At 64.8% G+C, this 15,591-nt stretch carries 14 protein-coding genes and 1 pseudogene; 4 read left to right on the top strand and 11 right to left on the bottom strand.

What is annotated here, in order from left to right; all coding sequences use genetic code 11:
* Both LI94_RS15680 and LI94_RS24575 read left to right on the top strand, forming a co-directional pair.
* Positions 1–1,066, top strand: a 1,066-nt coding sequence (locus tag LI94_RS15680; protein ID WP_046301756.1) for a Rieske 2Fe-2S domain-containing protein, incomplete at its 5' end; no start/stop codon positions are given.
* The gene (locus LI94_RS24575) at positions 1,056–1,331 is read left to right on the top strand and encodes a hypothetical protein (protein WP_046301757.1); all 276 of its coding nucleotides are present in this window, start codon (positions 1,056–1,058) and stop codon (positions 1,329–1,331) included. The genes LI94_RS15680 and LI94_RS24575, both read left to right, overlap by 11 nt.
* A gap of 89 nt (positions 1,332–1,420) precedes the next feature.
* Here LI94_RS24575 and LI94_RS15690 read toward each other — a convergent pair whose 3' ends face one another.
* From LI94_RS15690 to LI94_RS15735, 10 genes are all read right to left on the bottom strand, one after another.
* Complete coding sequence (locus tag LI94_RS15690) at positions 1,421–2,497, bottom strand: hypothetical protein (protein WP_046301758.1); 1,077 nt, start codon at positions 2,495–2,497, stop codon at positions 1,421–1,423.
* A gap of 145 nt (positions 2,498–2,642) precedes the next feature.
* Complete coding sequence (locus LI94_RS15695; RefSeq protein WP_239651247.1) at positions 2,643–3,599, bottom strand: alpha/beta hydrolase; 957 nt, start codon at positions 3,597–3,599, stop codon at positions 2,643–2,645.
* Between the two features lie 10 nt (positions 3,600–3,609).
* Positions 3,610–4,485, bottom strand: coding sequence for an SDR family NAD(P)-dependent oxidoreductase (locus tag LI94_RS15700; RefSeq protein ID WP_046301764.1), 876 nt, complete (start codon positions 4,483–4,485; stop codon positions 3,610–3,612).
* A gap of 18 nt (positions 4,486–4,503) precedes the next feature.
* A complete protein-coding gene (locus tag LI94_RS15705) occupies positions 4,504–5,010 on the bottom strand; it encodes a nuclear transport factor 2 family protein (RefSeq protein WP_046301759.1) in 507 nt (168 codons plus the stop codon).
* A gap of 106 nt (positions 5,011–5,116) precedes the next feature.
* On the bottom strand, positions 5,117–6,154 hold the full coding sequence (locus LI94_RS15710) for an acyl-CoA dehydrogenase family protein (RefSeq protein WP_046301760.1): 1,038 nt from the start codon (positions 6,152–6,154) through the stop codon (positions 5,117–5,119).
* Complete coding sequence (locus LI94_RS15715; RefSeq protein ID WP_046301765.1) at positions 6,151–7,302, bottom strand: acyl-CoA dehydrogenase family protein; 1,152 nt, start codon at positions 7,300–7,302, stop codon at positions 6,151–6,153. The genes LI94_RS15710 and LI94_RS15715 overlap by 4 nt, the downstream gene beginning before the upstream one ends.
* Complete coding sequence (locus LI94_RS15720; protein ID WP_024442272.1) at positions 7,302–8,081, bottom strand: crotonase/enoyl-CoA hydratase family protein; 780 nt, start codon at positions 8,079–8,081, stop codon at positions 7,302–7,304. Before LI94_RS15720 ends, LI94_RS15715 begins: the two co-directional genes overlap by 1 nt.
* Positions 8,082–8,136: 55 nt before the next feature.
* Entirely contained in the window at positions 8,137–9,561 is a 1,425-nt protein-coding gene (locus LI94_RS15725) for an aldehyde dehydrogenase family protein (protein WP_046301761.1), read from the bottom strand.
* A gap of 25 nt (positions 9,562–9,586) precedes the next feature.
* Complete coding sequence (locus LI94_RS15730) at positions 9,587–10,705, bottom strand: zinc-binding dehydrogenase (RefSeq protein WP_024442274.1); 1,119 nt, start codon at positions 10,703–10,705, stop codon at positions 9,587–9,589.
* Between the two features lie 205 nt (positions 10,706–10,910).
* The gene (locus LI94_RS15735) at positions 10,911–12,518 is read right to left on the bottom strand and encodes an acyl-CoA synthetase (RefSeq protein WP_046301762.1); all 1,608 of its coding nucleotides are present in this window, start codon (positions 12,516–12,518) and stop codon (positions 10,911–10,913) included.
* A 118-nt stretch (positions 12,519–12,636) separates the two neighbouring features.
* On the opposite strand from LI94_RS15735, the gene LI94_RS15740 reads away from it, so the two are divergent.
* Both LI94_RS15740 and LI94_RS15745 read left to right on the top strand, forming a co-directional pair.
* Positions 12,637–14,559, top strand: a complete 1,923-nt coding sequence (locus LI94_RS15740) for an NAD(P)-binding domain-containing protein (RefSeq protein WP_024442276.1) — start codon at positions 12,637–12,639, stop codon at positions 14,557–14,559.
* The gene (locus LI94_RS15745) at positions 14,556–15,443 is read left to right on the top strand and encodes an SDR family NAD(P)-dependent oxidoreductase (RefSeq protein ID WP_024442277.1); all 888 of its coding nucleotides are present in this window, start codon (positions 14,556–14,558) and stop codon (positions 15,441–15,443) included. Before LI94_RS15740 ends, LI94_RS15745 begins: the two co-directional genes overlap by 4 nt.
* A gap of 14 nt (positions 15,444–15,457) precedes the next feature.
* On the opposite strand, the pseudogene LI94_RS24580 reads toward LI94_RS15745, so the two are convergent.
* Positions 15,458–15,591, bottom strand: a pseudogene (locus LI94_RS24580) (Dabb family protein); the annotation flags it as partial.

Consider the following 15,591-nt stretch of genomic DNA (forward strand, 5'->3'; position numbering starts at 1 on the left):
AGATGTGTATAAGAGACAGCACTCGATCAACGCCTTCGGCGGCAAGTTGGTGGTTTTCCGCGGCGAGGACGGCAAGATCAATGTACTGGACGCCTACTGCCGGCACATGGGTGGCGATCTGTCCGACGGGGAGGTCAAGGGCAACGAGATCGCCTGTCCGTTCCACGACTGGCGCTGGGGCGGCGACGGCCGGTGCAAGAAGATTCCCTACAGCCGAAGGGTTCCCAAGCTGGCCCGTACGGCAACCTGGCCAACCATGGAGCAGGACGGCATGCTGTTCGCCTGGAACGACCCGGAGAAGAAGGCGCCGCCCCCCGAGGTGACGATTCCGCGCATCGACGGCGTCGGGGGCGATCGGTGGACCGATTGGCATTGGTACAGCACGGTGGTCCACACCAATTGCCGTGAAATCATCGACAACATCGTCGACATGGCGCACTTCTTCTACATTCACGGGGGCCTTCCGACCGCCTTCAAGAATGTGTTCGAGGGGCACATCGCCACCCAGTACTACAAGAGTGAAGCGCGACCGGACCTTGGCTCGGGTGAGGGTGCCGCGATCCTCGGAACGACATCGGTGGCGTCCTACTACGGTCCCTCGTTCATGATCGACGATCTGACCTACCACTACGAGCACAGCGACCAACGAACGGTCCTGCTCAACTGCCATTATCCGATTGACGCGAATTCATTTGTCCTGCAATACGGCATCACCGTGGAGAAATCGGAGGGTCTGCCGGAGGACGCTGCGATGCAGATGGCCATCGCGCTCGGTGATTTCGTGAAGATGGGCTTCGAACAGGATGTGGCCATCTGGCGACGTAAAGCCCGGATCGACAATCCGCTGCTGTGCGAAGAAGACGGACCCGTCTACCAGGTGCGCCGGTGGTACGAGCAGTTCTATGTCGACGTCGACGACGTCACCAGTGACATGGTTGATCGATTCGAGTTCGAGATCGATACCACCCGTCCGCGCGAGGCGTGGATGACCGAGGTGCAGGACAACATCGCTGCCAATCGGCTGCCTCGCCTGGTAGGTCTGACACCCGCGGATCATGCGTCCTGACAACCGGTTGAGCGACGCGCCGATGACTCCGGTGATATGCGGATCGTGCGGCGCGCGCGTCCTGGCTCGCAAGAGCAGCTGGGAACAGACCAGTGTGCAATGGAACGGCGCTGCCATGGCCCGGTGTCAGGAACGGCGGAGCGCGCATCCCTCGGTCCACGGAACGGACCTGAGGCCGGGCACCTTCCTGGCGTGCGAACGCTTGCGCACCTCGATCGACGAGGCTGTCGGCACGGGTTCGTTACCGGTGTTCGACGGGCTCTGATCGCCGCCGGCCGTCGTGGCCTCCACTGGTGACCGATTGTGGTGTGGTCCCGCCGACTGAGGCAGGACCACACCGGAAAGCCCTACAGCTCAGGTGAATTGGAATGCGCTCAACGGCGCTTCCTGCGGATACACCGCGGGCCCGCCGAGGTCATAGCCTGCGTTGAGTGCGCCGATGAACGCGGCGTCGTGCAGTGGCTCGCTCGGGATGTCGAGTTTGTAACCCCGCTTGCTCAAGTCATCCACCATCATGTCGATGGCCTTGTCGACGGTCAGATCGTCGGAGTGGTCCATGTTCTTCTTCAGCTCGTCGTAGTCCCGGTAGACCTCAGAGGACCAGTGCACCAGGAAGCGGAGTTCGCTGGTGTGATGGCGCGCGATGACGTCCTCGCCGTTCTTGAGCACCCAGTGATCGCGAGAGGCCGGGTCGCCGCCGAACATCGTGTCGAATGCCAGTTCGGCAGGCACCTGCTGTTCGAGCGGGCCGTTCGCCTCGCCCCGGTGTACCAGCATCTCGTTCTGCACCACGACGCCCCGGTTGTACACCGGCGGCTGAATACGTTTGGGCGCCTTGAGCGGGCCGTCGGGCCAATAGGTGAACCCGCTAGCCTCGTCCAGCGAGAACCAGGTGATGACCTGTGCCATCTTGATCAGGTAGTCGGCGAACAGGCCGGACTTGCCCATCACGCTGACCAGCCAGGTCGGGGCGTTTTCGTAACGCACTCCGCGGAAGCTCGGCGAATCGATGTGGCCCGGGTCGCGATTGGCGCACGGGCCATTGATGTTGAACAACATCATCTGGGGCTTGGCGTACTCGGCCTGCCAGTATGACTTGGCCATTTCGAGGAAGTCGGCCTTGTAGAAGCAATCGTGTAGCTCCGGGTAGAGCACTGTCCCGTGGTTCGCCAGAAAGCCGCGAAAGGTGGGCGTCAAGAACAGATCCAGGGTGGGAGTGAAACCCTCTGGAAACTTGCCGCTCATGGTGGCGATGAGTTCCTCGGGGGAAGCGAAGTGCTGGGCGATGATCAGACTCCACGGCCCGTCTTTGCGTACGACGTCCAGGAGGCGCTCACGCTGGTCCTCGGTGTAGACATCGGCAATCTCGCGGGGTGGCGAAGCGGGGCGCAGGATGTCGGAAAGCTCCATCCGCCGCTCTTCGGTGAGCATCACAGGGACTCCTCTTCTGTAGTTCCGGCGCTGAACCACACGCCCATTGCTGAACTCGATTGTGTGCCGCGCCACCGTTTTCCCGAACCCCTGGTGTCCGATCATCGGGACGTTAGTCGGGCACCCGGATACCGAGCTGAACCGCCTAAAACGGCATGGGGCAGGCGAATTTGGCGCGCAGCAGCGCCCCGATCTCTGCCATTGCCAACCGCCCTCGAGCGGTCGCATCCGACCGCATCAGAAAGCCGTGGTAAATGCCCGGGTAGCGGGTGATCGTGGTCTGCACTCCCGCATCGCGCAGGCGGCCGGCATAGCGCTCACCCCAGTCGGCGATCGGGTCGAGCTCAGCGGTGACGACGATGGCCTGGGGCAGGCCGCGCAGGTCGGTTGCGTAGGCCGGGACGCGGCGGACATCATGAGCGGAACCCGCGCCCTGGTCTGCCAGTTCATGCAGGTAGACGATGTCGTCGTGGGTCAGCATCGGCGCCGTCACGTCGCGCAGCACCGAGGAGGCCGCCATGTCGCGGTCCACGCCGGGATACATCAGAAGCTGAGCGAAGATCGGCGGGCCACCGTGGTCACGCACCGCCAGGGCGACGGCTGCGGCGACACCGCCGCCGGCGCTGTCGCCGGAGATGACCAGTCTGTGCCGGTCCAGGTCCAGATCGGTCGCGTGGGCAGCGGTCCACTCGAGGGCTGCCAGCGCGTCCTCGAACTGTGCGGGCGGGGGATTCTCCGGAGCCAGTCGATAGTCGACGGCCACCACCACCGCACCGCTCGCGGCCGCCATCGTCCGGGCCATCGGCTCGAATGAGTGGTTCGAACCCATGACCAGTCCGCCGCCATGAAGGTGGACGATCACCGGCGACGGAGCCTCATCGAGCTGCGGACGGTAGACCCGCAGCGGAATAGGGCCGCCCGGCCCGGCGGCTGTGGCGTCGATAATGTCGGACATCTCCGGCATATCGGGAGGTAGCGGTGCGGATTCCAAAGACGCGCGCACCGCGTCGAGGCCACGGTCTCGAATCGGTGTCGGCGGGCCGAATGCCGCAACCCTGGCGGCGGCATCGGGGTCCAACGCGGGGATGTGCGGCCCGTTCACGGTGGGGCTCCTAGTGTTTGGCGGGATCGAAGCGACGTTTATCCCGCAAAGCCGGCGGCACCAGGGTGCGCAGCGCTTCGGCCCGCTCGGCCATCGCCGAACGCACATAGTCGGGCTGCGTCAACACATAGAACGCGCCTTGAGCAGATTGTTCGAAAATCACTTCGGCGGCTTCGAGGGGGTCCATCGCCCCGGCCTTGATCGCCAACATCGCGTCGCGTTGGGCGTCGGCGGCAGCGACATCGGCGCCGTCGAGGTCGGTACTGACACCGCCTGCCGCCTCGAAGATGTTGGACTTCACAGCTCCGGGCAGCACCGCCTGGACATGAATGTGGTCATCATGTCCGGCCAACTGGACTTCCAGACGCAGACACTCGGTCAGTGCCAGGACCGCGTGCTTGCTGACGATGTAGGGGGTCTGCAGCGGGACGGCTGCCACGCCGCCGATTGACGACAGGTTCCAGATCCAGGCCGGTCCCCCCGCGGCGATCATCGTGGGCAGAAAGGCCCGGACGCCGTGGAATACCCCGCTGACGTTGATGTCCATCACCCGGTTCCAGTTGGCTACCGGCGTATCCCACAGATAGCCGAACTGCTCTACGCCGGCATTGTTGACCAGCAGCCGTACCGGGCCGACGTCGCGATAGGTGCGCTCCGCCAGGGCCGCCACCGCTTCGGGATCGCGGACGTCGCAGACTAGGTCGACGGCAGCGCCGCCGTCGGCGACAATCTCGTCGCGCAATGCCGCAACGGCAGCGCCGTCGATATCGGCAAGGACCACAGTCATCCCCAGTCGGTGAGCGTGACGGGCCAGGCCGGCACCAATACCGGCGCCGGCGCCGGTGATGACGGCGACTCCGCCACCGAAGACGTGGCGTGTATTCAAGGGACCGGTGCCCACTGGTCAGGTGTTCGCCGAGGCGTTCTCGGAGCCGGGAAGCCCGCTGCCGACCAATGGTTCGGAGTTCGTGACATCGAGGATGACCGACATCTTGGTGAACTCAAGCCCGCTGGGACTGCTACCCCCACGGCGAACGCCGACCTCGGTGACTCCGCTGGAAACCGCGAATGGAACGAAGTTGGTGACCTGGTTGACGAAGATGTAGAAGCGCGCGTAGGTGACGTCACCCTCGTGGTGGGTGATGTGCAGGTTGGTGGTGTGGTGACGCAGGGGATATGGGCTTGCGTCGCGATGTTCGATAAGCCACGGCACAACCTTCGCCGCACCGGTGAGGTCAGCGGCGAGGGATTCTTCAAAGGGACATGCTCCGGAGTCACTTCGACTGAGGTAGGTGGCATCCGCGGCGAAAGCGGCGGCCATCTTCGGGTAGTCAGCCTCGTCGTAGTGGTACCAGAATTCGCCGATGAAGTTCTGCAGCTCGGTCAGCGAGATGGCGTTGTCAGTGCTCACGGAACATGTCTCCCAAGTTTTGGCGTGCGGAAACCAAGTGCTCCTTGGAGTCAACCGCCGATCGGCCGGCTGCGACACGGTGGTAACCGGTCAGTGGAACATCCGGTCAGTCGGCTATCAGGCTCCACAGACCGGCCGACCCAGCGGCGACCGCATCACGCGTCACCTCCTCGTCCCAGTGACGGACGGATCCGAACTCCGAACGCCAGGCCAGTGCGGCCCGGGTGTACTCGTGCAGCCGGTGCTCGACGGTAGTGCCGATGGCGCCGAAGATCTGGTGGCCGTTTCGAACTGCCACGGAGCTGGCGTGCCCGGCGCATGATCGCGCCACCGCGACCAGGAATCCCAAGCCTGGTGCTGACCAGTCGCTGCCGACCGCCGCTGCCAGGGCGGCTTCGGTGGCCGCGCGGGCGAGTGCGGATTCCGCGGCGATATCGGCGATCAGATGCTGGATCGCCTGGAACTTCGACAGGGGCCGTCCGAATTGGATTCTTGCCGTGGCGAACTCGACGGACAACTCAAGAATGCTGTCCAGTGCTGCACAGACCTGGATCGCTCGCACCAATGCAGACTTCAGCCGCAGCTGTGCAACCAGCTCAGCGGAGACAGCTGATCCGCTCAGCGCGGCGACGTCGGCGGTGACGGTGTCGCGAGGCTCTCCGATGAGGTTGACGCCCGGCGTGATCCGCAGGACCGCGGCATCCACATCAGCCATCTGATAGCCCGGTCCGTCAGGCCAGACCACCACGATCCGGTCGGCCGTCGACGCCCACGGCACCAGGGTCGCGGTGCCGGACCCATCGAGAATGCAGACGGTGCGCGCGGCTGCGTCGACCGGATCGCCGACGGCTTCGAGAAGCCAGCAGGCCAACACATCATGTTCGGCCAACGGAGCGCGCACACCGTGGCGAACCGCCGCGGTAATCAGCTCAGCGGCCTCGTACCAGCCCGCACCGCTTCCCCCGGACTGTTCCGAGCCCGACAGCCGGACCAGCCCTAATTGGTCCAGGCTCGACCACAATCCGGCGTCGCGGGTGATCGGTGCACCGTGCGGATGGGTTTCGCGGTGTTCGGCCAACACCGCATCGATCATCTTGACCAGGTCGAGGTCGATGGTGGTGTCCTTGGCTTGCGAGTTGGTCATCGTAGCCCCAATCCGCGCGCGATCACGCCGCGCAGTACCTCGTTCGTGCCGCCACGCAGTGTGAAGCCGGGGCGTTGATCCACCGCGGATCGGATCAGTTCGCGGTACCGGGATCCGCTGGGTGAGTCATCGCCGGTGTGCAGGTCGCTGAAGTCAGCGATGTCGCCTTCGGTGGTCGTGCCGAGCACCTTGACCACCGCGGCCGCGACGTCGGCGGGCTCACGTCGTTCCAGTGCTCCTGCGACGGCAGCCGACATCCGGTGCAACCCTGCGACCCTGGCTACCAGGCGGCCCAGATCGGCGTCGCGGTGGATCGTTTTGCCGGCCGTACCTTCCGCGGAAGCGGCCAACAGAGGGAAGGTGGAGAGCAGTCGCTCGGGCCCGCTTCTTTCGAAGCTGAGTTCGGAGGTGACTTGGTGCCACCCGTCACCGATACCACCGAACACCATGGTGTCGGGCACGAATGCGTCGTCGAGGATGACTTCGTTGAAGTGGTGGCCGCCGTTCATCGAGATGATGGGCCGTACTTCGACGCCGGGGCCGTCAAGCCTGACGATGAATTGGCTGAGTCCGGCGTGACGGTGGGCAGGATCGACCGGGGCGGTGCGGGCAAGCACGATGAATGCGTGGGCGCGGTGTGCTCCCGAGGTCCAGACCTTTGTTCCGGTCAATTCCCAGCCGCCGTCGGTCTGTACCGCCCGGGTGCGCACGCTGGCGAGATCCGAGCCGGAGTCTGGCTCGCTCATTCCGATGCCGAAGAAGCACGTACCGGCGGTGATCTTCGGTAGGAACTCGCGTTTCTGCGCTTCGGTGCCGTACTTCAGCAGTGCGGGTACGATCTGCCGATCTGCGATCCAGTGTGCGGCTACCGGCGCTCCTGCTGCCAACAGCTCCTCGGTGACGACGAATCGCTCCAGAAACGACCGTCCGTGTCCGCCATATTCTTTCGGCACAGTCATGCCCAGCCAACCCCGCGCCGCCAGCGCCGCGGTGAAGGTTTCGTCCCAGCCGCACAGCCAGGCGTCGACCGTCGGGGTGAAGCTGCCTGCGGCGAGCTGTTCGGCGAGGAACATCCGGACTTCCGATCGCAGCGCCGCGGTGTCCGCTGACTCCGAGGCGGCTGCGGGGACGAGTCGGGGGAGTGCCATCAGACGCTCCGCCACTTAGCGATGCGCCGCTCATGCTCGGCGTCGCGATGCGCCAGGGGTTGCATCGCAGCGGCCATGGCCAGCGTGGATTCCAGTGCACCGGTTCGGGACTCCTGCAGTAGGCGCTTGGCCATTCGCAGGGCATGCGGCGGGTTCTTGGCGATCCGCTCTGCGAGATCCCTTGCCGCGGTCATGAGTTCGTCGTGGGGAACCACTCGACTGACCAGCCCCCAGGAGTGCGCGGTCTCCGCGTCGATGCGGTCGCCGGTCAGTGTCATCTCGGCGGCCCGCTCGTAGCCGATGGCCCGTTGCAGAAACCAGGTGCCGCCATCGCCGGGAACGAGGCCGATCTGCACGAAACTCTCGGCGAAGGACGCGCGTTCGGAGGCGACCCGGATATCGCACATCGTGGCCAGGTCGCAGCCGGCGCCGACCGCCGCGCCGTTGACCGCCGCGATGATCGGGACCTCGAGGCGCGCCAGCGCTCTTGGCAGGCGCTGTATTCCGTCGACGTAGGCGTGACGTTGCTCGATCGGTTCGAGGCCGAACATGCCCTCACGGTTGGCCATGTCCTTGACGTTGCCGCCGGCTGAGAAGATCTTTCCTTCACCGGTGAGGATCACCGCCCTGACGCTGGTATCGGAATTGGCGGAATCGACTGCGCCCTCGAAAGCAGTGATGAAGTCGTGGTCGGTGATGGCATTGCCGAGATGTGGCAGGTTGATGGTCCAAACCTGCACGGCGCCTTCGGATGTGATGGCCAACGGCCCGGCAGTCATGGTCATGATCGGAGTACCTCTGTTCTTACTGGGGCGCCCTGTGGGTGGCGTCGGGCTAGGGCAGCTGCAGTGACTTGATCCGCAGGTACTCCTCGAACCCGATACGACCCAGCTCCCGTCCTATCCCGGACTTCTTGTAGCCGCCGAATGGTGCTGCGGGGTTGTACTTGCCGCCGTTGATATCGATCTGACCGGACTCTACCTCGCGGGCGAAAGCGATCGCAGTGTCGTCGTCGGCGGCCCACACGGCACCGGACAGGCCGTAGGGCGTGCCGTTGGCGATGCTCAGCGCCTCGTCGGTGTCGCGGAACGGAATGACGGCCAGCACCGGCCCGAATACCTCTTCCTGACCCAGTTCGGAGTCTGGGTGGACGTCGGCGAAGACGGTGGGGGCGACGTAGTAGCCCACATCGCGCAGCTTCTGGCTGCCGCCGGTCACCAGCCGGGCGCCGTCCCGCGGCGCCCGCTCGATGAAGCCGAGCACCGATCGGTACTGAGCTTCCGACGCCGACGGACCGAGCCGGGTGGCCGGATCCCACGGGTCCCCGACTGTGTACTTCGACACCGCTGCCTGCACCAGCTCCAACGCTTCGCTGTAGCGGGACAGCGGCACCAGCATCCGGGTCCAAGCCATGCAGGTCTGGCCGCCGTTGAGGAAGGCATTCCCGACACCCACCTTGACCGCGGTGGCTAAATCGGCGCCGTCGAGGATCACATTGGCGGACTTGCCGCCGAGCTCCAGAGCCACCTTCTTGATGGACTTGCCGGCCAGTTCCCCGACCCGGCTGCCCACGGCGGTGGAGCCGGTGAAGGAGACCAAGTCCACATCGGGATGGGCCGCCATCCGCTCGCCGATGATCCGGCCCGGTCCGGATACCAGGTTGACCACACCTGGTGGCAGCCCGGCTTCCGCGATGGCGTCGACGAACTCGAACACCGACAGGGGCGCTTCGTTGCTGGGTTTGAGTACGACGGTGCAACCGGCCGCGATGCCGGGCAGGACCTTGGCGACCACCTGGTAGAGCGGATAGTTCCATGGCGTGATCGCCGCGACCACACCATAGGGCTCGCGAACCACCAGGGAGTTGCCGATCCGTTCCTCGAAGTCGAACGTGGCCAAGGCGTCGGCGAATCCGCGGGCGACGGCAAGAGGCACCTGGGTCTGCACGCTCTGCGCGATCCGGATCGGGGCTCCCATTTCGCGCGTGATGGTTTCGGCGATATCGGGCAGCCGCTTTTCCATGGCGGTGATCACCGCGTCGAGACGCTCGCGCCGTTCGGCGATGCTGATCAGCGGATCGAACGCTGCGCGCGCTGCGGTGACCGCGGCGTCCACGTCGGATTCGGAACCGTTGGGGACACAGCCGCAGACCATTTCCGTTGCGGGATCGACGACATCGATCGTGCCCGTGCCGTCGGGGTCGACCCACTGCCCGTCGATGAAGAGCTTGGTGCGCGTGTAGACGTGGTTGTAGCTCATGTTTGCTCTCCGCTCAGCTGTGGTTCTACAGGACGATGCTGGCCCGGACATCGCGTTTGTCTTCTGCGGCGGCGAAGGCATCGTTGATGTCGTCGAGTGAGTAGCAGGCGGTGGCGAGCCGTTCGAACGGCAACTTGTGCTGATATGTCGCCAGGAAGTCCAGGGCCCGAGACAGCACGGCCGGGTCGTAGAGCGATACCCCGACCATGGACTTGTTGCCGAACACGAAACGCGATGGATCGAACTCGAAGGACTTGCCGATGTTGATATTGCCGATCTCGACATAACGGCCGAACTGACCGAGCAGCTTGAGGCCCTCGTCGATCGCCGAGGGGTGGCCGACCACCTCGACCACCACGTCGGCGCCGTGCCCATCAGTGAGCTTGCGGACCAGCTTGGCCCGTTCCTTCTCCGTGGTGACCTCGGTGATGTCGATGACGACGTCAGCCCCGAACGCCTTGGCCAATTCGAGTCGCTCCGGGACGCCGTCGATGGCGATCACCCGGGCGGCGCCACGGGCCTTGGCCACTGCGACGGCATACAGACCGAGCGCACCGGCTCCCTGGACCACTACGTATTCGCCCAGTTGCTGATCGACCCGTTCCAGGCCGTACATCACCTGCGACAGAGCGCAGTTGGCGCCGGCCGCGATCTCGTCGGAGACGGAGTCCGGGACGGTGTAGACCACCGCGCCGGCCGGTAGCAGGAAGTAGTCGCCGTAGCCGCCGACGAAGTACGGTGGTTCATCGGCGCGGCCCAGCATCGCCATCTTCAGGTTCAGGCAAGCGTTGCGGCGACCGGCCAGACAGTTGCGGCAGGTGTGGCAGCAGAAGAAGTAGGGAAACACCACTCGCGTGCCGACACTGAGCTGTTTGCCGTTGGAGTCGGCGGTGACGCCATCGCCGAGTTCTGCCACCGATCCGACCATCTCATGGCCGAGAACGGTGGGAAGTTGCCCACCGAGGCCGCGGGTGGCGAACGTTCCGTGCCAGGCGTGGACATCGGAACCGCAGATGTTGGCCCGGGTCACTTTGATCAGGATCTGGCCGGGACCGACTTCGGGGACCGGGACGGTGTCTAGTTGGAACGGCTTTCCGGGTTCGTCGAAGCGTGCGATGCGTCCGGTGTCGTGGTGTGGACTCACAGCTGAGTTCCTCTCATGCGAAACAAGATTCAATGTCAGTCGACCGAATCGGTGGTTGCGCCGCTGCCACAAGCGGCGCAGCGCCCATTGCGGCAGGCTATGCGGCTCGCGGACCACGGCCCAGGGCGCTTCCCGCCCAGCGGTCAGTGCGGATCTCGCACCGCGATGGTGACGGTCTTCGAGCGGACGCGTTGCGTACTGCGTCCTATCGGGCTGGACGAGGAGCCACTGCTTCCACCACCATCTCCTGGGCGCTGAACCGCTCGCGCAACAGGCGCTTCAGCAGTTTTCCACTCGGATTTTTGGGTAGCGATTCGACGAAGAACAACCGCTTGGGTGTTTTGAATCCGGCCAGATGCGTGCGGCAATGGCGTAGAAGTTCGCTTTCGGTGAGCGCGACGCCTTCGCGGACCACCACGGCGGCGACCACCGCCTCCACCCATCGTGGGTCGGGCAGACCGAATACCGCAACCTCCTCGACGCCCGGGTGACGGTAGAGGACCTCTTCGACTTCCCGGCTGGCGACATTCTCGCCGCCGCTCTTGATCATGTCCTTCTTGCGGTCCACCACGTGTAGCAGCCCGTGGGTGTCGTAGTAGCCGAGGTCCCCGGAGTGGAACCAGCTGCCGCGGAAAGCGTCCGCGGTCTTCGCCATATCGTCGAGGTAGCCCAGCATCAGGTGCGGGCTTCGATGGACGATCTCGCCCACCACGCCGGCGTCCACCGGGGTCCCCTCGTCGTCGACGATCGCGGTTTCCACGTTGATCACCGGTCGGCCCGCCGAACCGGCGTGTGCGTCCTGATCTTGTGGTCCGAGTGCCGATGCCAGCGGTGCCATCTCGGTCTGGCCGTAGAAGTTCCACAGACGCAGTTCGGGAAGTCGCTCACGCATTTCGGCCAGGATCTCGGCCGGCATCGCCGAGGCGCCGTAGTATCCCTTGACCAGCGTGGAGAGGTCCACAGAATCGAAGAGCGGGGACCGCAGTAGCGAGATCCACACCGTCGGTGGGGCAAAATAGCTTGTGGCACCATATTTTTCGATGGTGTGCAACACCAATTCTGGCTCCGGTCGGGGAAGAATGACACTGGTGGCGCCGAGGTAGGCAGCGGGGATCAAGAAGTTGTCGAGTTGCGCACAGTGATACAACGGCAGCGAGTGGACGACGATGTCGGTGCCCTCCATCGAACCGGCGATGATCGAGCTGATGTAGTTGCCCATCAGGCTGCGAGTCGAGTGCATCGCGCCCTTGGGATGCGCCTCGGTCCCGCTGGTGTACATCAGCCGGATCATCTGGTCGTCGGCGACATACGGAGCGGGAGCCACCGAAGCGGTTGCCAGCCAGCGGTCGAAGTCATCCCAGCCGGGCGGCGACGTCTGGCCGGGCAGCACGATCGCCGCAGTGGTGCGCACGCTCCCGCCGAGCTGCATCGCGGTGAGGGCGGTGGGCACCAGATCGGCTTCGACGATCATGCCGGCGACTTGGCTGTGCTCCAGGATGAACGAGATCTCTTCGGCGGTCAGCATGAAGTTGATCGGCACCAGCACGACGGCGGCGCGAGCGGTCGCGAACGCCAGCACCGCGTACTGCCAGCAGTTGTGGGCCAAGACCGCGACGCGGTCGCCGGGTCCGAAGCCGTTGTCCTGCAACGCGGCCGTCGCGCGATCGACCAGCCCCTCGAATTCGGCGAAAGTCAGACACACATCGCCGTCGATCACGGCGATCTTGCCCGGTTCTTTGCGGGCCGAGCGGCGGGGGATGTCACCGAGCGCGTGACTGCGCGTCGACCTCAGGACGGCATCGAGCTCGTTCATGTCCCGGACTGTAGGCCGGCGGCGCCGGTTGCGGGCACGCCGCGTCCCGCTGAGTAGACACGGCCCGGACGGATCGCCGGCGACGGCCACATACTCGGGGCACAAGCAAGGAGGTTCGATGACGACCGATGCGACCGTGACGGCAGACCACACGGGCTCGGATCCCGCCGAGCTGCGCTCTTACCTGCGTCAGGCCGACGCCGGGGTGTTGGTTGCGGTGTTGGCCCAGCTGACCGGCGATCCCGCCGTCGTCGACCGGTTCGCCGAGAAGATCTCGTTCGAACCCGACCCGCCGGAGCAGATCGGTGTCACCGACGACGAAACCCGCGAGGCGCTGGTGGAAGCGGTGATGATCGCACTCGACCAACCACGTCCGGCCGGTGCACTGCCGATCGATGACCCGGCGCTGTTCGCCCGGATCGCACCGCTGGCGCTCGGGACCGAGGTGGCCGGCGAGTATGTGGGCCTGCTGCTGGAACAGGGTGGGTTCCACCCGTCGCAGCCGGTGCTGCCTCGGACCGCTGAGCTTCCGACGGACTTCAAAGTGGTCATCATCGGCGCCGGGATCGCGGGGATGGCTGCGGCGCTGGAATGCGCTGATGCCGGAATCAGTTACGAGATCATCGACCGCAACGACGAGGTGGGTGGTACCTGGTACACCGCCGTCTACCCGGGCATCGGTGTCGACACACCCTCGGCCTACTATTCGCTGTCGCGCGACATCAACGCTGGGTGGTCGAGCTACTACCCGCAAGGCGCTGAGTACCAGAAGTACCTGGAGTCGGTCGCCACCCAGAACAATCTGCGGGACCACACCCGATTCAGCACCGAGGTGGAGGCGCTGTGGTGGGACGAGGACCGTCAGCTGTGGCAGATCCACGCTGTCGGTCGCGACGGCACCCGTGATGTCAGCTATGCCAATGTGGTGATTCCGGCCGTCGGCTACCTCAACCGCCCGCGGTGGCCGGAACTGGCGTGCAGGGAATCCTTCGCCGGTGTGAGCATCCATTCCGCCGAGTGGGATCCGGACTTGGATTTGCGTGGCAAGAAGGTGGCGATCATCGGTGCCGGATGCACCGCGGTGCAGATCGTCGACGCCTGCGTCGGCGAAGTCGAGCACCTCACGGTGTTCCAGCGTCAGCCGCATTGGGTAGCGCCGCGCAAGCGACTCACCGACGATGTGCCCGAATACCGTCGATGGCTCAACACCCACATCCCGTTCTACGCCAACTGGAATCGGCTCAAGTCGTTTTGGGGTACCGCCGACAACAACTATCCGGTGATCGTGCGAGATCCGGAATGGGCGGCTCACCACCTGTCGATCTCGCCGGCCAACGATGTGTTGCTGCGGATGTGCCTGGATTACATCGACCGGATGTTCGGGGCCGGCTCGGACTTGGCCAAGAAGGTCACTCCTGACTTCGCGCCGTACGGCAAGCGCATCATTCGCGACCCCGGAGGCTACTACGCTGCGCTGACCAAGCCGCATGTCGATGTGGAGGCCAGCGAGCCGGCGCGGGTCAACGAGCGTGGGATCGTCACCCAGGACGGCCGGCAGATCGATCTGGACGTCATCATCTACGCGACCGGCTATTACCTCGATTTCTTGTCGACGGTCGATATCCGGGGCCGCGGCGGCATCAAGCTCAGAGACGTCTGGGGAGACAGTCCGAGTGCCTACCGCGGCGGCATGGTCCCCGGTTTCCCAAACATGTTCATCTCCTCGGCACCCAACTACAGCCCGGGTCACGGGGGCGGGCACAACTTCGGTGTGGAGGTGATGGTGCACTACGTGATGGAATGCCTCCAGCTGATGGCGCAGCGGGGCGTGCCGACCATCGAGGTCACCCCGGAGGCGTTCGAGAGCTACGTCGGCGAGATCGATCGGGCGATGGCGGACACCGTCTGGTGTCACACGCCCACCGCACACACCTACTACCGTTCCGGCGGAGGACGAATAGTCACCGCCTTCCCGTTCCGGCTGATCGAGGTGTGGCAGAGCCACCGCGCTCCGATCGAGGAGGATCTCATCCTCCGATGACCGGATTACTCAGCGGGAAAACCGTATTGGTGACCGGAAGCAGCCGAGGAATCGGGCGGGCAGTCGCTCAGCGACTGGCCTCCGAAGGGGCGACGGTAGCGGTGACCGCGCGCTCTCATCAGCCGTCGCCGTCGACTCGTGCGGGCCACACGGAGGCTCTGCCAGGCACTATCGCCGAAACCGTCGAACTGATCGAGGCTTCCGGTGGCACGGCATTCGGCATCGCCGCCGATCTGGAGGACGCCGACCAGCGGGCCGGCTTGATCGGGGAGGTGGTCGAGCGGACGGGCCGCATCGACATCTTGGTCAACAACGCCGGATACGCCGACTACTCGGTGATCGAGGCCATGCCTATTCAGACCTTCGACCGCACCGTCGATCACTATATGCGGACACCGTTTGTGCTGATTCAGCAGGCAATTCCGCACATGCGACGGCAAGGTGCGGGCTGGATCGTCAACATCGGATCCGTCACCGGCCTCTCTCCGGCGCGCCCCTACCGCGAGTACAACAAGTCGTCCGGAGACGTGATCTACGCGTCGATGAAGGCGGCACTGCACCGGCTCACCCAAGGTGTTGCTGCTGAACTGCTGGACTCCAACATCGCCGTCAACGTCGTGGGACCGTCCAGCGCGATCCGGACACCGGGCGCAGACAGCCTCATACCCGATTCTTTCCCGACCGAGCCGGTGGAGTATCTGGCGGAAACAGTCTTGGCGATGTGCCACCTACCAGCCGCCGAGCGCACCGGTCTCGTCGCGTTCAGCCTGCACTATCCCTGGTCGCAGCAGCTCGCCGTGCACAGCCTGGATGGCGCCACAGTGCTCCCGCCACTGGAACCGCCCACGGCCGCCAATCCCAACATTCTGCCCGCCGGAATGTGATGTAAGGCGCGCCGTCACGGCTGTAGGACGGTGCGGTCGATTGCGCAGAAGCTGTGGCACACCCGATCGCGAACGATCACCTCGGTGGTCTCCGGGTCGAACCACCGGTCCACCACGGCCCAGTGAATCGGGTGCATGAGGTAGGGGC

This window comes from Mycobacterium sp. UM_Kg27 (genome assembly GCF_000972905.1).
Lineage (GTDB): Bacteria > Actinomycetota > Actinomycetes > Mycobacteriales > Mycobacteriaceae > Mycobacterium.